Genomic DNA, 20178 nt, shown 5'->3' with positions numbered 1-20178 from the left:
TAGTGTAGTCAAGCAAACGTTCAGTGAACAGATCATTTGACATATAAATATTAGAAATTTGTCAGCATATTCGGGGATCATATCTACTTCTGGGATTTCATCATGAATTTACTCAAAATAGGTAGTAGAAAGATAGAGGAAAAACTTTATCCTATCTTTAACAATTCCCCACTAAAATCTAAAAATTAGCGATTTATGGACTTATTTGCATGAAATTTTCCTATTGTTCACTATGTTTTTTGAGCTTATTTAGCACTTTGGGTTTATTATCCATACTGCCACAGTCACAAAGCGTTAATGCTAGTCCAGGAAGTTGCCCGGTTCCCGCTTTAGCTCGTATCCAACGTCATCAAGTTAATCGTGGTGAAACTTTAGCAACTATAGCTAATCGCTATAATTTAGCACCAGAAACAATTATTGGGATTAATCCATCCGTGAAGAATGGGGTAGTAAATCCAGGAACAGAACTGCAAATTCTCCCTTTCAATGGCATTGTTGTCGAAGTTCCTCGTAATCAAAACTGGAAACAAATAGCATCTAAGTATAAAGTCCGTCCAGATACAGTATTTGAAATCAATGGTTGTCAGAAAACCCCTAAATTTGTCTTTTTACCGATACTTCCAGGGGTAATTACTGCTCCTGCTGCTACTTCTGGGACAATTGCTACCGCACCTAGTACCCCGGCTGGAAACATTACTGGTTATCCCTTGCCAAGTAGTACAGATGTTGCATTAGCTTATGGTTGGCAAATTCACCCGATTACAGGAGATGTTTTCTTTCATAGTGGCGTAGATTTGTTAGCACCAGTAAATACTCCTGTGACAGCGATCGCTCCTGGAATCATCGTCTTTGCCAAGGAACAAGGTAGTTATGGCAAGTTAGTCATTATTAACCACGCAGGTGGCTTACAAAGCCGTTACGCCCAACTTGACAGCATCAAAGTTACTCTCGGTCAAACAGTCAACAAAGGCGATATTTTGGGAGCAGTGGGAACTACCGGACAACCAACCTCCACTCAACCGCATCTTCATTTTGAAATGCGTTCTAACGGTTCCCTCGGTTGGGAAGCAAAAAATCCCAAAGAGTTTTTAAAGTGAGGAGTATGGCTAACGCCACGCTTCGCTATCAGGAGTATGGCTAACGCCACGCTTCGCTATCAGGAGTTCAGGAGGAAGAAAGAAGGAGTTCAGGAGTCAGAAGGAAGAATAAAATTACCCAATAACAACGGACAACGGACAACGGACAACGGACCAATCCGATTAAAACTTCGGGACGCAAAATAGAATGATTTTCTGTTAAGGGTGTGATGTTAGTTGCGGCTGGTATTGGGTGTTCTCCTTGGGAATTGACCCTTGTCTAATTTGTGATCATCTGGGAAATTGAGAACAGGTAAGCGATCGCCTCGTAATAATTCTTCACCTGCTTCACCTAGTCCGATTAATGCCTCGCCCGTAGCTTTTTGAGCCATGAGTAGCATCAGTATAGATACTGTACCAACTTGTAAAAGACAAGCAGGGGAAATAGTGAATGCAATGCAATTTAATCCAGATTGAGAAAATGACTGTTGGTTTACGGATGACATTGTAATTTTCAGTAATTAGTAGACGTTTATTTAGTCATCTGAAGATGACTTTTGCTATGAGACTGGGAATTTATTCCCAGGCGGGCTACGGTATATTACATCAATGTTAACAGTAGAAAAATATAGCAGGAAACGGAGAAAAAGGTTAAAACTATTTTGGTGTCTGATAGCACCGCATAATGTTGGTAATGTTTTATTTATCCCTTGCAGAAGGTATTGACTCCTTGGGCGCAGCGCCCCTACCTCCTGATTTCTAAATTCTTCTATAAGACTATCTTTGTCATTTGTCAATTTTGCAAGCTGCGAAGGTAACAAAATTGTTCAAAAAAACGGCAAAATGTGATAATTCTATGGTTCTATTTGACAAATACAACCGAAATTCCCCAATACAACCTTGCTGTTAAATTCCACCGCCCATGAAAACAGTATTACTTGATAATCGTCAAAATTCCTTAGTGCAATGGGTAAGCCAAGCAACAGGTATAAATACTTTCGGGGTAAAAGTCCGATTGCTAGGTAATGACCTACATATTCTCTGTGAAAGCGTTGAATGTCCACAACGTTGGCAAACCCTATCGGAGTTACTGCAAGCGCTACAGCAAACCGATGTAGATACCCTTACCAATGACGAACAACCGTCAATATACCAGATATTAATTTATGGTCGAAAAAAAGGGGAACACCGTCCCGAATGGTGCCATCGGGTGTACTTGAATCAACTAGAGCAACATTTAGAACAGGTAGAACAGTCACTATTATCACAAACAGAAACGCCTATAAGCCCCGGTGGCTCGTTAATTATCTCTAATGAGAGTCTGGCACGCCAAGGAGATGCCGATGCCATTGCTCGCTATTTGAGCGAACATCTCAGCCATTTAGGGATAGCAGTACAGGTAAAAATTCAACCCTCTCCGGCGAAAAATAACTCTCAGATAGTCGTTAATCGTCTGTGGGTATTTTGTCAGTCTAGCTATAGCCCCGATCCATCATTACTGGCAGAAACGGTAGCCCAAAAGCTCAGATATTTGCAGCTTGTTGGTTATCAGGATGGGATCATTGTAGCCCAAGTTCGCGGGGAAACCGAGCCAGATTGGCGGGTAAGAGTAGATTTAACACCTCCAGAGGTGATGTTAAAAGAATGGGCGCGGTGGGGAGATGTGCAAGCGATCGCTAAAATATTAACAGAGGAATTATTAGGCTTCAAAATAGCACTAGAAACTTCTCTCAGAGAATCTACCTTACACATATTTTGTACTCCAGCTTTTGACCCCTTAGAAACCGCCCCTGCACCAGATAAAGAAACCGCGCTACAGTCCATTGTCCCCCTGCTAGAAAATATTGCTCCTCAAGCTATTATCTCAGCCGCCATATACGGACAAAAAACAGCGGATAAAAAACCAATTTGGATAGACTGGGTATATTTACCAGCATCCCAGCATCCCACCCTAGTGGCATCTGCCTGGGAACTTGCCCGTACAGGTGATCAACCAGCAATTATTTTTTTACTAGAGCGGTTGCTTAATCCTGACCTAGATTGGCGATTGAAAACAGGTGGTATTCGGGTATTACTAGTTTGCAAAGAATATTTATTACACATCATGTGTGATGCTCCCGTTTGTCCCACACGCCATCAAGTTTCTCGGAAAGTAACTCAATTTATCCGCCAACTGAAAATTCATGGTATTACAGGTGTCCGTGTTTATGGTCGTCGTGCTGGTGATAAAGAACCCGTATGGCATCATGGAGTTGATCTAGAAGAACGTTCTCGATTAGTCCCCGAAGCAACACCAGAATTTGCTGCTACATCAGAATATGTAAATTCCCTGATGATCGGTGAAAACGGTGAAGAAATTTTGCGTCCCGACTTAACAAATACAGAAGTACAAAGTTTTATCAAAGAGAAAACAAAAAATTGGTTAACAAATACCAATAAAATCATCAGAAATTTACTTTTAAACAGTCAACTATTTACATCATCTAATCAAGAAATAGATGAAAATCCCGACAATCAAGGAATTAGCAGTGGAATGATTTGGCTGGCATTAGGATTACTTCTCGCATTACAAAGTGATTTCATGTTAGGCTATTTTGTCGCCCATACCATTAAGAATTCACCAAAAGCTACTAATAATACTATTTCGCCCTTATCCTCACAAGCCCAAGCATCTTTACCATTACCAAATAATCAGAAAACATCATTTTTAAATCAATCAAGAACAACCGAATTACCTAATAATAATCAAGCTGGTTTTAATGCTTCTGAATTTATCAATGAAAATGGTTCTCAATCAGGAAATTTACCAGCCGCACCATTAAAAGAAAAAGCTACAGCTACAGCGATTTTATTAGCAGCTAGATCACAAATGCCAAGTTTTAATGCTAGGCAATTAGATGAACAATTAGCCCTCTATAAACATCGTTTAAACACCAAAAAACGCCCACCAGATGTTTTGATTATTGGTTCTTCTCGCGCCCTGAGAGGAGTTGATCCTGTTGCCCTTTCTAAAGCTTTAGTCACCAAAAATTATAGCAATATTGATATATTTAACTTTGGTATTAATGGAGCAACAGCCCAAGTTGTTGATGTTCTTATCCGTCAGGTTTTAAAACCTAAAGAATTGCCAAAAGTGATTTTATGGGCAGATGGTTCTCGCGCCTTTAATAATGGCAGAGAAGATATTACTTTCAAGGCAATTGAAACCTCACCAGGATACAAGGAAATATTACAAAAAGCCAAAACAACAGTCAAAAATAATGAAGTTCCTCATAACCCAGAAGATGGAAAAGAAAAAATTAGTAGTAAACCTAAGATAGAAGATATTAGTATCTATCAAGTCGCTAACGATTCGTTAAATCAGTCTGTAGCTAATTTATCTGCTAGTTATAAAAACCGTGATCAAATTAAAATTCTTCTCCAAAAACAACTTCAATATCTACCTTTTAGCCATCAAAATCCCCCGATTAAATCAAAAATTAATCTCACCCATGATTCTGAAATAGACAATAATTTTTCTCTCCCCGGAGTTGATTTTGATGGATTCTTACCTTTATCTATTCGCTTTAATCCCAGCACATATTATCAAGAACACCCCAAAGTTTCTGGAGATTACGACAACGATTATAGATCTTTCCAATTAGCAGGTAAACAAGATCAGGCATTCCATTCTATGTTAGAGTTTACCAAAAATAATAAGATATCCCTTATCTTTGTCAATCTGCCCCTTACTTCAGATTATTTAGATCCTGTACGCACAAAATATGAACAACAGTTTCAAGAGTATTTATTAAGCTTTACCAATCATCCTCAATTTATATATCGTGATTTAAGTCAGCTATGGCCAAAAGCAAATGATTACTTTTCAGATCCTAGTCACCTCAATCGCTATGGTGCTTATGAAGTATCAAAAAAACTGGCTATAGATCCAATGATTAGCTGGCCAACAAAGTGATTAAATAGGGAAGAGAAAAAAATACTTATCTTCTTTCTTCCCAATCACAAATTCAAAATCATAAATTAATCAAAAATGAAATTTATATCAATTTTTTACGGGCTGTTTTTGTTGAGTGTTTTAGGAATCTACTGGACTGTTAATTTAGCAAATATAAGATTATGGATACTGCTAATAGCCAGCCTTGTTTTCTACGCATCTTTGCACATTCAATATTTACCATTACTTTTAGCACTAACTTTTATTAACTTCCGTCTAGGTTTAGAAATTGGCAGCAATACTTCACCAGGAAAGCATTCTCAAAACTGGAATTTATCTAACGAAGAACGGCAATTTACTCAAGCTGACTGGAATCAACGTCGTCTCAAAGTATTGTCGATTGGTATAGGTTTTAATGTTTTTATTCTTTTAGGTTCTAAATACATAAATTATTTCCTAAATTTAGTTTTTAATCAGCCGACAAATTCACCAGAATCATTAATTAAGTTAGTTGCACCTTTAGGAATTTCTTTCTTTACATTTGAATGTATTGCTTATTTAATAGATGTTTATCGTGGCGCTACTGCTACTACTAAATTTATCCAATTTGCCGCATATAAATTATTTTTTGCCAAACTAATTTCTGGGCCAATTACTCGTTACCATAATTTAGCAATTCAATTTGATACCCTAAGATTTCCCAGCATTGATAGAGTTGCTGAAGGACTGTGGTTAATTGCTAGAGGTGCGGTTAAAAAAGGTATTTTCGCTGATAATTTGGGTATATTTGTGGATTTATGCTTTGGTAACTTACAAAGAGCAGGTAGTACAGATTTGTGGTTAGCTACCTTTGCTTATGGCTTGCAACTATATTTAGATTTTAATGGTTATGTTGATATTGCTCGTGGTAGTGCTTTACTATTTGGTTTAGTTTTACCGGAAAATTTTGATTTTCCCTACTTCAGTACCAGTATTGCCGATTTTTGGCGACGCTGGCACATCACATTGGGTGATTGGTTGCGTAATTATCTTTATTTTCCTTTAGGTGGTTCTCGACGCGGATTAATGCGTACCTGCGGAAATTTATTAATAGTAATGCTAATAGCTGGTATCTGGCACGGTTCAGCTTGGGGTTTTATTATTTGGGGTGTATTGCATGGTGTCGCTTTATCTGGGCATCGTCTCATTAGTGTATTAAGCGATCGCTTTACAATTCTTAAATCTTTTTGGCAAAACCCGCTAGGAATAATTTTTGCTTGGTTTTTGACGCAAATCATGGTTTTTACATCTTGGATTTGGTTTCGTCTCCCCAACCTCCAAGACTCTGCTTTAGTTATTCAACATCTTTGGGGTCATGGGGGTGATCAACAATTTGCCGCAAAGGTCTATATAGAAGCTCTAAATATGAGTCAATATCAAATTTCTTATTTGCTGCTCGGCATAGCTTTGCTGATGAGTATTTCTTATGCTTTTAAACGAGAAATGAAATTAGAGTTTAGCTGGCCAATTAAAATTGTTTTTGTCCCCTTATGCTTTTATGCGGTTTGGCTACTAGCGCCTGAAGGCAGTTTACCTTATATATACTTTGATTTTTAGGAGTGAATTTGCGGCTGCAATTTCTGTAAACCTCATTACATTAGGAAAACATATAACTGATATAACTAATACTAATTCTAATTATCTTTACAAATTTAAACTTATCCTCTAATGTTGTATACAGGTAGGCAAAACCACCTACCAACATCATAAGAAAATAAAGCAATTATAAAATGACCACAACCTTACAACAGCGCTCAACCGCTAACGTATGGGATCGCTTCTGCGAGTGGATCACCAGCACAGACAACCGTTTATATGTCGGTTGGTTCGGTGTATTAATGATCCCTACCCTGTTAGCCGCTACTACCTGCTTCATCATCGCTTTCATCGCTGCGCCTCCCGTTGACATTGACGGTATCCGTGAGCCAGTTGCAGGTTCTTTGATCTACGGAAACAACATCATCTCTGGTGCAGTTGTTCCTTCCTCTAACGCTATCGGGTTGCACTTCTACCCAATCTGGGAAGCAGCTTCCTTAGATGAGTGGTTGTACAACGGTGGTCCTTACCAACTGGTAGTATTCCACTTCTTAATCGGTGCAGCTTGCTACTTAGGCCGTGAGTGGGAACTTTCTTACCGTTTGGGTATGCGTCCTTGGATCTGTGTAGCTTTCTCTGCACCTTTAGCAGCAGCTACCGCAGTATTCTTGATCTACCCAATTGGTCAAGGTTCATTCTCCGATGGTATGCCCTTGGGTATCTCTGGAACATTCAACTTCATGATCGTGTTCCAAGCTGAACACAACATCTTGATGCACCCCTTCCATATGTTGGGTGTAGCTGGTGTATTCGGTGGTTCTTTGTTCTCTGCAATGCACGGTTCTTTGGTAACTTCTTCCTTGGTTAAGGAAACAACTGAAACCGAATCTCAAAACTACGGTTACAAGTTCGGTCAAGAAGAAGAAACCTACAACATCGTTGCAGCCCACGGCTACTTCGGTCGTTTGATTTTCCAATACGCTTCTTTCAACAACAGCCGTCAATTACACTTCTTACTAGCTGCATGGCCAGTATTTGGTATTTGGTTCACCGCTTTGGGCGTCAGCACAATGGCGTTCAACTTGAACGGTTTCAACTTCAACCAATCCGTTATTGATTCTCAAGGTCGCGTTATCGCTACTTGGGCTGACGTAATCAACCGCGCTAACTTAGGTATGGAAGTAATGCACGAGCGTAACGCTCACAACTTCCCCCTAGACTTAGCTGCTATGGAAGTTGCTCCTGTTGCTTTAACCGCTCCTGCTATCAACGGTTAATAATTTAAGCTTTGTTAATAGCTTAATTACAGAATCACCCTCCAGAAATGGGGGGTGTTTTTGTTTTGGATATAAAGTCAGCAGCTACCAATCCTTAAATCAAGGGTTTGGTGTAACTAAGTAGAAATTATCAATAAATTTATCATCTGGCAGGTATTTTGGACAATTCTCTGCTGCTTTTGCATGAAATCGTTGTTTGAAAATATGACAATATATAGGTATATCTTTCCCTTTATCAACAAGTAGTCTATGATGGCAACAGAAAAAACAATTTTTATATAAGGATAGTAATAGAGAAGCATTATTCTCAATATTTTCATGAGAGTTTATTGTGTTTTTAAAACCATTAATACATATACCATGACAGAAATCTTTTTTTTGTTCCCTGTTAAAATTCCAGAAATCTATTTTCTCATTTTCTGACAAAAGCTTATTATTAATCGGCTTAATATCAAGTTCACTGTTGATGTTCAATTCAATAATACGCTGTTCTGATTGCCTTTTTTCTAGGGTAGACTTATGGGTTACTGCTATCTCTACAAAAATCTTTTGTCCGTTTTCATGACTAAGTAGCAAGTCAGGAATAAACGAACCATCTTTGGTTTCTAACTTAATGAGGTTAAAGTATTGAGTTAAATCAAATTTATGTTTACCCTTACTGAAAATGCAGGGAATTAGCAATTTTTCCTCGTGAAAGCTACAGTATTTAGTAAAGTTGATTTCTATCCAAAAAGGTTGATTTTCTTGCAAACAAGTATTATAAATTTCGTAAAATCTGAACTTTGCCAATTTGTGCAAGTAAGTTTCATGAGAACATTCAATATCTACTTTATGCCGAAAATGCTTTCTCCTTGTTTGTCCCAAGACAGGAAGTAGGAGATTATCGCATGATATACACTTGAATTGTTCACGTCTGACTTCTGAACCAGCAATTAAATTATCAATATTTATAGTTTTACCACTCGAATTGATAGCGTATTGGTATTGTACAGTTTCCATATCAACTAATAAGATTTATACCATTAATTCTAGTATACTAAAATTATGGTAATACATAGATCGAAGGTTTCTTAATGGATACTCGCAGTATCGAGAATCTGAGGCGTTGTATCAACGGTAGAATGGGGGGAATGTTCATAATTAAAACCTTATGCCTAGTACAGCTAATTTTCTGCAATACACTCAATGGTCTGGTATTGCAACAATAGTATTTGCAGTCCTGACAATCTTGGCTTTTATTGTCAAATGGGGCTTTCGTTTTCGGTTAGTAGGTACAACGGGCTTTATGCTGGTACTGACAGGGGGGTTATTTTCACTTTCCCTCGTACCTCTGAGTCGCACAATTATTCCCGGTGCTGCGAAGTACACTCTGGTTTATGACAACGGTTCTAACCAAACAGTAATTGCAATTACACCACAAATCACTCCTACAGAATTAGAAGCAACTTTACGTCAAGCAGCTAGTAACCTTTATTCCTATGGTCGCTTAGGTACTGGTGGTAGTAAGGAAATGATAGTCCGCGCTCGCACTATTATCCACCCAGAAATAGGGTTATCTGTACCGCTGTACTTGGGTCAAGTAAATCGCACTTTGGTCAGTCGTGAAGACCCAGAAATGGCGGTAGAAGTTTATTTAGATAAATTTGCTTCATTACCAAAACCCACTGCTTCATAGGTGACGGGGAATGGGTAATTGGTAATGGGTAATTGGGAAGAAAAATATTCTCCTCTTCCCCCCGCCCCCTGCTTCTTTCTTGTTTGCACATTTTTTGGTCATCTATCATACAATAAGGATTATTTTAAAATTTGATTAAGAAATATCAATAGTTCTGGCAAAATAACGATCATGCCTAATCAACATTCTACTGAAACTTTGTCCACTCAAACCTCTAGTTCATTTTTCAGCCTTTCTGTTTCCCCTGGGAAAGTAATTCGCGGTGCGGGTGTGTTGTCAACCGTTGCGAGTGAAGTCGCTAATTTGGGAACTCGTCCCTTAATTATTGCTGGAAATCAGACTCTCAATCTGAGTCAAGAGAGTTTACAATCTCTTTTCCAATCTCCAGAATTACATCCTTTGTCAGTTTCCTATGGTGCTGATTGTTGTGAAGCTAGTTTGGAAGCCTTACGCAAAGCCGCTAAAGAACATAAAGCTGATCTGATTATCGGTATTGGTGGTGGTAAAGCCCTGGATACGGCTAAATTAGTCGCCCACCAATTGACATTACCAATTGTGACAATTCCCACTTCTGGGGCTACCTGTGCGGCTTGGACTGCTCTTTCTAATGTCTATTCAGAAACTGGGGCGTTTTTATATGATGTGGCTTTATCTCGCTGTCCTGATTTGCTGATTTTGGATTATAATTTAGTTCAGACTGCACCTCCAAGCACATTAATAGCAGGAATTGGGGATGCGATCGCTAAATGGTATGAAGCATCAGTGAGTAGTGGGCATTTGCAACAAACTTTAATTATTGCTGCGGTTCAACAAGCGCGAGTTTTACGCGATATTTTATTGCAAAAGTCTGCTGCTGCGTTACAGTTTCCGGGTGGGGAAGTTTGGCAAGAAGTTGTGGACGCAACTGTACTCCTAGCTGGAGTAATTGGGGGACTTGGTGGGGCGCAATGTCGCACAGTCGCTGCCCATGCAGTTCATAATGGCTTAACTCATATTTCTGGACATGGGAGCATTCATGGGGAAAAGGTCGCTTATGGTATCCTGGTACAACTGCGGTTAGAAGAAATGATCCAAGGAAATCAATTAGCAGCGTCAGCAAGACAACAATTGTTGAAGTTCTATGCAGAGATTGGACTACCCCAAAAATTAGCAGATTTGGGATTAGGTAATATTACTCTGGGTGAGTTACAAACAGCAGCGGAAATTAGTTTAGAACCTAATTCTGATATCCACCGTCTACCGTTTAATGTAGCGTTGGAACAATTGATGGCCGCAATGGTTTCTACCACTGCACCAATAGATATTAATCGTGTTTCCACCAGGGGAATAAGTGACGAGGTGAAGGAATGAGTTTGAGTTGGATTTCTCCCGCAGAACGGATACAAAAATTGCCGCCTTATGTGTTTGCCCGTTTGGACGAATTAAAGGCTAAGGCTAGAGAACAAGGGTTAGATTTGATTGATTTGGGTATGGGTAATCCTGATGGACCTACTCCCCAACCTGTGATAGAAGCGGCTATGGCAGCTTTGCAAAATCCCGCTAATCACGGTTATCCTCCATTTGAAGGAACGGCTAGTTTCCGTAAGGCGATTACTCAATGGTATCATCGCCGTTATGGTGTTACCCTTGATCCTGATAGTGAGGCTTTACCTTTACTTGGTTCTAAGGAAGGTTTGGGGCATTTAGCGATCGCCTATATTAATCCTGGTGATACTGTATTAGTACCTTCACCATCTTACCCTGTGCATTTTCGTGGACCGATTATTGCTGGGGGAGTTATTCACAATTTAATTCTCAAGGAAGAAAATAATTGGTTAATTGATTTAGCAGCTATTCCTGACGAGGTAGCTAGAAAGGCTAAAATTCTCTATTTTAATTATCCCAGTAATCCTACCGCTGCTACCGCCCCCCGCGAGTTCTTTGAGGAAATTGTGGCGTTTGCGCGGAAGTATGAAATCCTTTTGGTCCATGATTTATGTTATGCAGAATTAGCTTTTGATGGTTATCAACCCACTAGCTTGTTAGAAATTCCTGGTGCTAAGGAGATTGGTGTCGAGTTTCACACACTCTCTAAAACCTATAATATGGCAGGTTGGCGCGTTGGTTTTGTGGTGGGAAATCGTCACGTTATCCAAGGTTTACGGACACTGAAAACCAATTTAGATTATGGCATTTTTTCAGCTTTGCAAACAGCAGCAGAAACTGCGCTGAGTCTCCCTGATTCTTATTTACATGAAGTTCAGCAACGTTACCGCACTCGTCGAGATTTTTTAATTGATGGTTTGGGTAAATTGGGGTGGAATATTCCCAAAACTGAAGCGACTATGTATTTGTGGATAAAATGTCCGGTGGGAATGAATTCTACAGATTTTGCTTTGAACGTTTTACAGCAAACTGGGGTGGTTTTGACTCCTGGTAATGCCTTTGGTGTGGGTGGTGAAGGCTATGTGAGAATTAGTTTAATTGCAGATTGCGATCGCTTGGGTGAAGCTTTACAAAGATTCAAGGAAGCGGGAATTTGCTATCAATCGGAAGTTTCTGTTTCTGCGTGATCATGCCTTAATTAGTCCATTATTCCCTACAAGAGGTCAAAATTGAGTTGGAACTAAAATTTGAATGGGATGAAGATAAAGGTAAATTAAATCAGAAAAAACATGGTGTTTCTTTTGAGGAAGCAGCTTCAATATTTAATGATACTTTATCTATCGATTTTGACGATCCTGAACATTCATTAGGAGAGAATCGCTATATTATAATAGGATTATCCAATCAAGGTAGATATTTGTTTGTTTCTCATACAGATCGTGATGATAAAATCCGTTTAATTAGTGCAAGATTAGTTACACCTAAAGAAAGGAGATATTATGAACGAGAAAATACAGTATGAATTAGAAGATGACTTAAAAGAAGAATATGATTTAAGTCAACTAAAAAACCCTATTCGGGGTAAATATTCTCAACGATATCAAGAAGGATATAGTGTTACTATTCATCATGAAGATGGGACAACAACAGTAGAACATTTCCCTAAACAAAATGATATAATTATTCTTGATCCTGATGTGAAACAATATGAGTAAACTAATCTTAGAAATTCCTGATCAAGTAACTGAGGGATTACGTCTACCTCCTGATGAACGTCTGCATCGCATCCGCACTGAATTAGCAATTAGACTTTATCAAAAAGGGATTCTTTCTTTTGGGAAAGCCCGTGAATTGTCGCAATTAAGCAAATGGGAATTTCATGAGTTATTGGGACAAGAAAATATTGATCGTAGTTATGATTTAGAAGAGTTAGAAACAGATTTAGAGACATTAGAAATATTATCATGAAAGCAGTTAGTAATTCATCGGTTTTAATTGCTTTAAGTAGTATTGGACAATTAGAGTTAATTAATCAACGGTTTCCCGATTCGGATGAACCAATTTCAGGTAAATCTGATAAAGTCAGTTTGTGTTCTTCCATTAAATACGCTAATACATCATTTCCGTGACAATTAGGAATAGGGTAATGTTCTATTTCATAAGCCTCAATTATTGTTCCTAATGTATCTAATAAATGATAAAGAGGATGTTGTTCATTAGTACCAATTTCATCAAGTAAATCATTTAATCTTGCAATTGCTTGTTCATATTCTTCTTCATGCAGAATATCTTTAAACACTATTTGCGTTTTGTTATCCATATAACCAACCAAACCAAAAGAGTCCATCCCAAGGTAGCAATTATGCTTAAAATTAATGAAGCTGAAAAGTAATTTTTTGGTAATAAAGGTGAGTTGATCTTATCTATGTGCGTAGTGATAATACCGGAAAATATAGCACCACCACCAAAACCGATTCCTAATATTTGTACTGTTGTTTCTAAAGAGCGATCGCTCTCAGATTGCTGTGTCTCTACTATACCACGAATTGTATCAACAAATTGCCCAAATAATTCTTGTCCTGGTGTGAGATAATTAATATAAGTTTGGATTTGTTCTTGCCATTTTTGACAATCTTTATCTAGGAAGTCTTGCCAGAATTGGGGACCTGTTTGATTATTTATGGCTGTAATTTTATTTAAGCAAATTCGGTAATTTTTAATATTTGTCTGAATTGATGTATTATGAATTTGTAAATCTTGTAAACATCGGGTATAGTCAAAGCTTTTTTGGGGAATTTCTGATAAGAGTTTCTTTAAATCAGATATCTGTGTTTTTGGATTAGATATCAAAGTTTGAAATTCTTGAATTTTCTTCTCTAAATAACTATAAATTGTTCTCGCGTTTTGGTGACTTTGACTTACTTCGTAATTAACAAAGAGAATTTTCTGATAACAGCATAATAAATTTAATAACCACTGATAAGCATCTCCAATAAATTGGACTGTGTTAGCTTTTTGATTATTTAAAAGGATCAAAATCTGACATTGTTTAACAGGATTATTCGGTTCATTGGGATCATTTGCTTGGTAGATAAAGAGTAAACTATTGAATAATTCTCCTGAGTGAGTAGAAACAGGATTTAAGTTTGTACCAGCAACTAAAGCATTAGCGATTTTTTTAGATAATAAATTACAGTCTTCATTTGCGTCAACTTCTCCATAAATCCATAAAGTTTGTCCTAAAGATGCTTGAATTTGGGAAGGTAAAAAACAACTAGGTTTAAAATGTTGGATTTGCAGTACATTAATATCAATATTTGCTGACTCTGGAAGCAAAGTTAAATCAACTGCATAAGTATCATTAAGTAACAATGGTTGTAAATTGATATTAATTTTAAATCCGTCTGTAGTTGAGAAACTTCCTAAATCTAATAAATCTCTGGAATTAGTTAACCATTCGTTTCTTATTCCTACTTCTTGTTGAGGTTCATATTTACCATTTTTATAACAAATTAATTGAGATTTTAAATCTTTTAAACTGGTAGCAGGAAATGAAGATACACCTAACTTAGAAAGATTATCCCACAAAAGATGGGCATTTTCTAAAACTTGATCAGGTGTATGTGCAAGAGTATGTCGCAAATGGAAAGCATGGAGGGTAATACTAAAATTTTTCACGGTTTTGGTTGGGATTTTTTATCATCAGATAAAGGTGAATTTAATTTTATAGCGTTTTGAATCAATTCTTTAGAAGATTCGCTAGGTTGGTTTGCTGGTGTTGGCCATTTAGCACCACCTAAACCTAATTTAGTCTCGGAGTTGGTTAAATCAGAAGGAATTTCTTGCCTTTTTTTGTCAAATGCTTGTTTAATTTGAGAACGTGATTCTAATTTTAACCAATTTCTAATTTCGCTAGATATTTCTTCTGAATCTTCTGGTAAATTACTAGCTAATTTATCTAAATTATCCCAGTCTTCTCTAGAAAATAAACTAGATTCAGATTCGATTAATTTAACAAAAGCTTGGATTGTTCTTTGATAAGCAGACATTATTTAAACTCCTTTACCAATTGCACAAAAAGCTGACCAATAAAAAGGTGATGCGAATATTTTGATGTTACTTCCTTGTTCTTGTTCCTCCTTTGAAAAGTAATCATTTAATTCATTTTGCCAATCTTCATCCAGATTTGATTGTCGTAGCCATTTCTTTAAACCTGAAATACTTGTATCTCTTAACCATCTTTGGGCGGTTTGTAAGGCTAAAACCACATTATTTTGACTTTGTAATTCCTCATAAAATTTGACCATTAATAAAGCTGTAGCCACTGCACTAACAGTCCATAAACTACCAACTACATTAGTGCTACCAGCTAACAGAAAACCACTAGGTAAACCAATATATTCATCACTATTATTTGTAAAATCTGTCATGCCAGTTTCACAAGCAGCAAGGGTAACTAAACGACAGTTTTCCAGTTTAATATGAGTAATGATATTTGCTAAAGTTAAAACTTTATCAGCTAGTTGTAAGCCGGAATCTAGAGGAGAATTAGAATTGAAATAACCATGACAGAAGAAAAAGAGATTATTGGCTTGAATCAGGTTTTGATTATTGGGAATAATTGCTGATTCTTTAGCTTTGTATTCTTTCAAAATGTCACTTTTACTAAACTGCTCTTTAATCGCTGCAACTGCACCTAAGTCTTTTCCATATAAATCTTCTGTGGGTGTTTGCATAGCAAATAAAGATGGCTCTACCGCTCCCTTTATGATATTTTCGGTAAAATGCTTATTAATTTAGATTAAACCCATGTACACCAATGGTTTTGGATATATTAAAAGGATGTTTGATCATAAGGGGAACGGTAGAACCATAAAGATTGAAAATCATCACGTTTACGACGTTGTGTTTGTTGTAATAATTGACAACTGGGAGCATAACCCACACCTTGAGGAAATAAATCCATTAAATAAGAATTTCTTACTGGTAAAGCATGGAGAGGTAATAAGTGTAAATAACGATGGGGAATCAAAATTAACTTTTGACACTGTGGTGGTATTTTTTGTAAAATTTCTTCAATGTGCAGGATTACTGCTAACTTCTTCAGACTTTGTTCTAACTGATTTTGCCATTGGTATTTTTGATTATAATAGTTAGCTAGATATTCACTAATCCAATCTATTAAAGCTTCTATATCTGCTGATGAAGATTGCCAAATTGTGATTTCTTTACCTCCTGGTTGAATCACAAAAGCGATAATTTTATCAAATGTAATATACCATTCAATAATTGCTGTATTATCATCAACTATTTTTTCTAATGACGCGAAATTAAAACTAGAACCAATAGGTAAATATGTATCTTGTAATTGTTGCCGTTGTTGTCGTAATTGCTGGAGATGTTGCCATAAAAATGTAGGATTTTCAGCTTTGCCTGTTTGCAGTAAATTCTGTCCACTAGCTATTTCATCTTGCAGTTCTTCTAGTTGGGTGACAACCTCACCAGGAAAAATAGTTTTTAAGTCACGGTTGAGAATTTGTTCTACTAAATTGCGGGTTTTACTGCGTTCAATATAACTGATAGCTTCCCTTTCTTTACCCAATGCTAAACAAACTTCCACCATGCGTACAAAAAGTTGATTCCATTCTTCTGCTTGTTTGCGTTTACTTTCTTCCCCAGAAATAATTTCCCCCCGCAAACCTTCAACTGTGGCAATGGCAGATTTAAAGGTATCGTAAGCTAAATCAAACTGTTGTGAATCTTGGTAATCAATACCCAAATTTAATAAAGTTTTAGCATTTTCTACAGGAAAATCGGTGCGGGTATAAACTTCTAAAGCTTGCTGATAAGCTGCGATGGCATTTTCCAGATTATCCGCTTTATCTCCCCTGATTCTATTACTGTAGGCAGTCCCCAGATTATTTTGCGTCATTGCCCATTGTACAGGAAAATCGGTGCGGGTACTCACTTTTAAAGCCGCATTATAAGCTGCGATCGCCTTTTCCAGATTATCCGCTTTATCTCCCCTGATTCTATTTTTGTAGGCAACCGCCAGATTATTTTGCGTCGTTGCCCATTGTACAGGAAAATCGGTGCGGGTATAAACTTCTAAAGCCGCATTATAAGCTGCGATGGACTTTTCCAGATTCTCCGCTTTATCTCCCCTGATGCTATCACTGTAGGCAGCCGCCAGATTATTTTGCGTCCTTGCCCAATCTTCAGGAAAATCGGTGCGGGTATAAACTTCTAAAGCTTGCTGATAAGCTGCGATGGCATTTTCCAGATTCTCCGCTTTATCTCCCCTGATTCTATTATTGTAGGCAGCCCCCAGATTATTTTTCGTCATTGCCCATTGTTCAGGAAAATCGGCGGGGGTATAAACTTCTAAAGCCTTATTATAAGCTGCAATGGCAATTTCCAGATTCTCCGCTTTATCTCCCCTGATTCTATTATTGTAGGCATTCCCCAGAGTATTTTTCGTCATTGCCCATTGTTCAGGAAAATCGGCGGGGGTATAAACTTCTAAAGCCTTATTATAAGCAGCGATGGACTTTTCCAGATTATCCGCTTTATCTCCCCTGATTCTATCACGGTAGGTAGCCCCCAGATTATTTTGCGTCGCTGCCCAATCTACAGGAAAATCGGTGCGGGTTCTCACTTCTAAAGCCGCATTATAAGCTGCGATCGCCTTTTCCAGATTCTCCGCTTTATCTCCCCTGATTCTATCACTGTAGGCATTCCCCAGATTATTTTGCGTCATTGCCCAATCTACAGGAAAATCGGTGCGGGTTCTCACTTTTAAAGCTTCATTATAAGCTGCGATGGCCTTTTCCAGATTATCCGCTTTATCTCCCCTGATGCTATCTTTGTAGGCATTCCCCAGATTATTTTGCGTCGTTGCCCAATCTACAGGAAAATCGGTGCGGGTACTCACTTCTAAAGCCTTATTATAAGCAGCGATCGCATTTTCCAGATTCTCCGCTTTATCTCCCCTGATTCTATTTGTGTAGGCATTCCCCAGATTATTTTGTACAGCCGCCCATAGTTCTGGAGAAGTATCACGGGTGAAAACTGTAAAAGCGATTTCATAACCAGTAATAGCAATTTCCATATTATCGGCTTTGTTACCTAAAGGAAATTGCTGTATCAAATCGCTAAAATTACCTATCACTACAGCGATGGATTTTGCTGTGTCTGGTTCTGCTTTTTCTAGTGTTTTTGTTGCCCAAACCTGTAATAATTCAACAAAAGTCAGATTAAGTTTATCCGTATTTGCAGCCAGTAAAGGGTAAACTACCTGGGGATTAACTTTACTTTCTGCGGTTGCTTGTAATACTTCTAATAAAAATTGTAAATAGGTATCAAAATTTGCTTGATTAAGCGGCGTTTCTGGTTCTGGGGTTAGGGGTATATCTAACTGTTCACTCAGTTGAGAAGCTAAAGCCAGCAACCGGTTAGCACGATTTTCTTGTCCTTCCTGGGTAGACATTTGTTCTACCCCTACCTTCAGCAATTCTAAAAAATCAACATCGAGTAATTCCCTGTTAGCTTGTAATATAGCCGCTTCTTCACCATTGGGACAACTAAGCAGTTGTTGAATTAGCTGATAATATGCCTGTAGACGCTGTTCATCCATAAGTTAGGGCTGGATAGAGTAGAACCTAGATCATGCTTCAATAATATCTTGACACATTGCGGACAATATTACCCTGCAAATCCCGAAAATCCTGATTCTGACAATTAATTATCCTGAAAATCCTCAAATCCTGGAAATCCTGATTCAGACAATTAATTATCCTGAAAATCCTTAAATCCTGAACATCCTGATTCAGACAATTAATTATCCTGAAAATCCTCAAATCCTGGAAATCCTGATTCAGACAAAAAATCATCAGCCGGTGCGTCAGATGCGATTATTTAGTGATCATGAACAGATTTTCAATATCTGACGCACCCTACAAAATCCCTATCCTGAAAATCCTCAAATCCTGGACATCCTGATTCAGACAATTAATTATCCAAGGTAAAATGATCCAAGGTGCGCGAATAGTAAGCACAAACTATGATTATTCAGGTAGATATTAATCCCAAAAACGAACCTTAAAGGAGAATTGCATCTTGGAAGTCAAAGCCGCAGTAGCATACACCGCAGGAAAACCTCTCACAATTGAAACTGTACAATTAGCACCACCACAAGCCGGAGAAGTCTTAATTGAGATTAAAGCCAGTGGGGTTTGTCATACTGATGCTTTTACCCTGTGTGGTGATGATCCTGAAGGTTTATTTCCGGCAATTTTAGGACATGAAGGCGCTGGTATAGTTGTCGAAGTAGGGGCTGATGTCAAAAGTCTAAAAAGAGGAGATCATGTAATTCCTTTATACACTCCCGAATGTCGGCAATGTGATTATTGTTTAAGCTTCAAAACCAATCTCTGTCAAGCAATTCGCGGCACACAAGGACGGGGATTAATGCCCGATGGTACGAGCCGTTTTAGTATCGGTGGCGACATGATTCACCATTATATGGGTACATCCACCTTCGCTAATTATACGGTATTGCCAGAAATCGCCGTTGCTAAAATTCGGGAAGATGCCCCTTTTGATAAAGTTTGTTATATCGGTTGTGGTGTGACAACAGGAATTGGTGCAGTTGTGAATACAGCTAAAGTAGAACCAGGCGCAAACGTGGTAGTTTTCGGTTTGGGCGGCATTGGCTTAAATGTGATCCAAGGGGCGCGAATGGTGGGCGCGAATAAGATTATTGGTGTAGATATTAATCCTAAAAAACGCGAATTAGCTGAAAAATTTGGCATGACACATTTTGTCAATCCCCAAGAAGTTGCAGGTGATTTAGTTCCTTATTTGGTAGATTTAACAAACGGTGGTGCTGACTATTCCTTTGAATGTATTGGTAATGTCAATATCATGCGTCAAGCTTTAGAATGTTGTCATAAAGGTTGGGGTGTAAGTGTGATTATTGGTGTAGCTGGTGCAGGTAAAGAAATCAGCACTCGTCCCTTTCAATTAGTAACTGGCAGGGTTTGGAAAGGTTCGGCTTTTGGTGGTGCAAGAGGGCGGACAGATGTACCGAAAATAGTAGATTGGTATATGGATGGTAAGATTAATATTGATGATTTAATTACTCATGTGATGCCGATTGAAAAGATTAATGATGCTTTTGATTTGATGCACAGGGGGGAATCTATTCGGAGTGTGGTGACTTTTTAGGTTTTTGTTTCGCGCAAAGACGCTAAGGAGCAAAGGCGCAAAGGAAGA

The 20178-nt window shown here is 38.0% G+C and carries 19 protein-coding genes; 12 read left to right on the top strand and 7 right to left on the bottom strand.

Going from position 1 to position 20178, the window contains the following annotated elements:
• Nucleotides 1-209 precede the first annotated feature (209 nt).
• Both AN490_RS20060 and AN490_RS20055 read left to right on the top strand, forming a co-directional pair.
• A complete protein-coding gene (locus AN490_RS20060) occupies nucleotides 210-1097 on the top strand; it encodes a M23 family metallopeptidase (protein WP_148761248.1) in 888 nt (295 codons plus the stop codon).
• Between the two features lie 36 nt (nucleotides 1098-1133).
• Nucleotides 1134-1283, top strand: a complete 150-nt coding sequence (locus tag AN490_RS20055; RefSeq protein WP_271822066.1) for a hypothetical protein — start codon at nucleotides 1134-1136, stop codon at nucleotides 1281-1283.
• 26 nt (nucleotides 1284-1309) lie between these two features.
• Here AN490_RS20055 and AN490_RS20050 read toward each other — a convergent pair whose 3' ends face one another.
• Nucleotides 1310-1582, bottom strand: coding sequence for a hypothetical protein (locus AN490_RS20050; RefSeq protein ID WP_300006606.1), 273 nt, complete (start codon nucleotides 1580-1582; stop codon nucleotides 1310-1312).
• A gap of 416 nt (nucleotides 1583-1998) precedes the next feature.
• Between AN490_RS20050 and AN490_RS20045 the strand changes: the two genes are divergently transcribed.
• The 3 genes from AN490_RS20045 (at nucleotide 1999) to psbA (ending at nucleotide 7862) form a co-directional block, all read left to right on the top strand.
• Complete coding sequence (locus AN490_RS20045) at nucleotides 1999-5031, top strand: DUF1574 family protein (protein WP_300006605.1); 3033 nt, start codon at nucleotides 1999-2001, stop codon at nucleotides 5029-5031.
• A 75-nt stretch (nucleotides 5032-5106) separates the two neighbouring features.
• A complete protein-coding gene (locus AN490_RS20040) occupies nucleotides 5107-6606 on the top strand; it encodes an MBOAT family protein (RefSeq protein WP_300006604.1) in 1500 nt (499 codons plus the stop codon).
• A gap of 173 nt (nucleotides 6607-6779) precedes the next feature.
• A complete protein-coding gene (gene psbA, locus AN490_RS20035; RefSeq protein ID WP_300006603.1) occupies nucleotides 6780-7862 on the top strand; it encodes a photosystem II q(b) protein in 1083 nt (360 codons plus the stop codon).
• Between the two features lie 99 nt (nucleotides 7863-7961).
• Here psbA and AN490_RS20030 read toward each other — a convergent pair whose 3' ends face one another.
• Nucleotides 7962-8861 carry a competence protein CoiA family protein gene (locus AN490_RS20030; protein ID WP_300006602.1) on the bottom strand — a complete coding sequence of 300 codons (900 nt, stop codon included), beginning with the start codon at nucleotides 8859-8861 and terminating at the stop codon, nucleotides 7962-7964.
• A 151-nt stretch (nucleotides 8862-9012) separates the two neighbouring features.
• Here AN490_RS20030 and AN490_RS20025 point away from each other — a divergent pair, with 151 nt between their 5' ends.
• From AN490_RS20025 to AN490_RS20000, 6 genes are all read left to right on the top strand, one after another.
• On the top strand, nucleotides 9013-9537 hold the full coding sequence (locus AN490_RS20025) for a Ycf51 family protein (protein ID WP_300006601.1): 525 nt from the start codon (nucleotides 9013-9015) through the stop codon (nucleotides 9535-9537).
• 171 nt (nucleotides 9538-9708) lie between these two features.
• The gene (locus tag AN490_RS20020) at nucleotides 9709-10887 is read left to right on the top strand and encodes an iron-containing alcohol dehydrogenase family protein (RefSeq protein WP_300006600.1); all 1179 of its coding nucleotides are present in this window, start codon (nucleotides 9709-9711) and stop codon (nucleotides 10885-10887) included.
• Entirely contained in the window at nucleotides 10884-12089 is a 1206-nt protein-coding gene (locus AN490_RS20015; RefSeq protein ID WP_300006599.1) for an aspartate aminotransferase, read from the top strand. The genes AN490_RS20020 and AN490_RS20015 overlap by 4 nt, the downstream gene beginning before the upstream one ends.
• A 47-nt stretch (nucleotides 12090-12136) precedes the next feature.
• The gene (locus AN490_RS20010) at nucleotides 12137-12424 is read left to right on the top strand and encodes a BrnT family toxin (protein ID WP_300006598.1); all 288 of its coding nucleotides are present in this window, start codon (nucleotides 12137-12139) and stop codon (nucleotides 12422-12424) included.
• Nucleotides 12402-12617 (top strand): hypothetical protein, encoded by a 216-nt coding sequence (locus AN490_RS20005; RefSeq protein WP_193964072.1) that lies wholly within the window; start codon nucleotides 12402-12404, stop codon nucleotides 12615-12617. Before AN490_RS20010 ends, AN490_RS20005 begins: the two co-directional genes overlap by 23 nt.
• Nucleotides 12610-12870 (top strand): UPF0175 family protein, encoded by a 261-nt coding sequence (locus AN490_RS20000; protein ID WP_039202188.1) that lies wholly within the window; start codon nucleotides 12610-12612, stop codon nucleotides 12868-12870. The genes AN490_RS20005 and AN490_RS20000 overlap by 8 nt, the downstream gene beginning before the upstream one ends.
• Before the next feature lie 64 nt (nucleotides 12871-12934).
• Here AN490_RS20000 and AN490_RS19995 read toward each other — a convergent pair whose 3' ends face one another.
• The 5 genes from AN490_RS19995 to AN490_RS19975 all read right to left on the bottom strand — a co-directional run bounded on the left by AN490_RS19995 (nucleotide 12935) and on the right by AN490_RS19975 (nucleotide 18538).
• Nucleotides 12935-13222: a hypothetical protein gene (locus AN490_RS19995; protein ID WP_242032290.1), complete on the bottom strand. Its 288-nt coding sequence runs from the start codon at nucleotides 13220-13222 to the stop codon at nucleotides 12935-12937.
• Nucleotides 13201-14580: a hypothetical protein gene (locus tag AN490_RS19990; RefSeq protein ID WP_300006597.1), complete on the bottom strand. Its 1380-nt coding sequence runs from the start codon at nucleotides 14578-14580 to the stop codon at nucleotides 13201-13203. Before AN490_RS19990 ends, AN490_RS19995 begins: the two co-directional genes overlap by 22 nt.
• Nucleotides 14577-14951, bottom strand: coding sequence for a hypothetical protein (locus AN490_RS19985; protein ID WP_300006596.1), 375 nt, complete (start codon nucleotides 14949-14951; stop codon nucleotides 14577-14579). Before AN490_RS19985 ends, AN490_RS19990 begins: the two co-directional genes overlap by 4 nt.
• 3 nt (nucleotides 14952-14954) lie before the next feature.
• A complete protein-coding gene (locus AN490_RS19980; protein ID WP_300006595.1) occupies nucleotides 14955-15638 on the bottom strand; it encodes a CHAT domain-containing protein in 684 nt (227 codons plus the stop codon).
• A gap of 98 nt (nucleotides 15639-15736) precedes the next feature.
• Entirely contained in the window at nucleotides 15737-18538 is a 2802-nt protein-coding gene (locus AN490_RS19975; protein ID WP_300006594.1) for a tetratricopeptide repeat protein, read from the bottom strand.
• A gap of 482 nt (nucleotides 18539-19020) precedes the next feature.
• Between AN490_RS19975 and AN490_RS19970 the strand changes: the two genes are divergently transcribed.
• Nucleotides 19021-20130: an S-(hydroxymethyl)glutathione dehydrogenase/class III alcohol dehydrogenase gene (locus AN490_RS19970; protein WP_300006593.1), complete on the top strand. Its 1110-nt coding sequence runs from the start codon at nucleotides 19021-19023 to the stop codon at nucleotides 20128-20130.
• Nucleotides 20131-20178: the final 48 nt, after the last annotated feature.

Origin of the sequence: Anabaena sp. AL09 (assembly GCF_001672255.1) — a bacterium.
Taxonomy (GTDB): domain Bacteria; phylum Cyanobacteriota; class Cyanobacteriia; order Cyanobacteriales; family Nostocaceae; genus Dolichospermum; species Dolichospermum lemmermannii.
This window is presented reverse-complemented; position numbering and strand designations above follow the sequence as displayed.

Coding starts and splice junctions, on each gene's coding strand:
- AN490_RS20060 (WP_148761248.1), top strand. CDS start 210: ATGAAATTTTCCTATTGTTCACTATGTTTTTTGAGCTTATTTAGCACT.
- AN490_RS20055 (WP_271822066.1), top strand. CDS start 1,134: ATGGCTAACGCCACGCTTCGCTATCAGGAGTTCAGGAGGAAGAAAGAA.
- AN490_RS20050 (WP_300006606.1), bottom strand. CDS start 1,582: ATGTCATCCGTAAACCAACAGTCATTTTCTCAATCTGGATTAAATTGC.
- AN490_RS20045 (WP_300006605.1), top strand. CDS start 1,999: ATGAAAACAGTATTACTTGATAATCGTCAAAATTCCTTAGTGCAATGG.
- AN490_RS20040 (WP_300006604.1), top strand. CDS start 5,107: ATGAAATTTATATCAATTTTTTACGGGCTGTTTTTGTTGAGTGTTTTA.
- psbA (WP_300006603.1), top strand. CDS start 6,780: ATGACCACAACCTTACAACAGCGCTCAACCGCTAACGTATGGGATCGC.
- AN490_RS20030 (WP_300006602.1), bottom strand. CDS start 8,861: ATGGAAACTGTACAATACCAATACGCTATCAATTCGAGTGGTAAAACT.
- AN490_RS20025 (WP_300006601.1), top strand. CDS start 9,013: ATGCCTAGTACAGCTAATTTTCTGCAATACACTCAATGGTCTGGTATT.
- AN490_RS20020 (WP_300006600.1), top strand. CDS start 9,709: ATGCCTAATCAACATTCTACTGAAACTTTGTCCACTCAAACCTCTAGT.
- AN490_RS20015 (WP_300006599.1), top strand. CDS start 10,884: ATGAGTTTGAGTTGGATTTCTCCCGCAGAACGGATACAAAAATTGCCG.
- AN490_RS20005 (WP_193964072.1), top strand. CDS start 12,402: ATGAACGAGAAAATACAGTATGAATTAGAAGATGACTTAAAAGAAGAA.
- AN490_RS20000 (WP_039202188.1), top strand. CDS start 12,610: ATGAGTAAACTAATCTTAGAAATTCCTGATCAAGTAACTGAGGGATTA.
- AN490_RS19995 (WP_242032290.1), bottom strand. CDS start 13,222: ATGGATAACAAAACGCAAATAGTGTTTAAAGATATTCTGCATGAAGAA.
- AN490_RS19985 (WP_300006596.1), bottom strand. CDS start 14,951: ATGTCTGCTTATCAAAGAACAATCCAAGCTTTTGTTAAATTAATCGAA.
- AN490_RS19980 (WP_300006595.1), bottom strand. CDS start 15,638: ATGCAAACACCCACAGAAGATTTATATGGAAAAGACTTAGGTGCAGTT.
- AN490_RS19975 (WP_300006594.1), bottom strand. CDS start 18,538: ATGGATGAACAGCGTCTACAGGCATATTATCAGCTAATTCAACAACTG.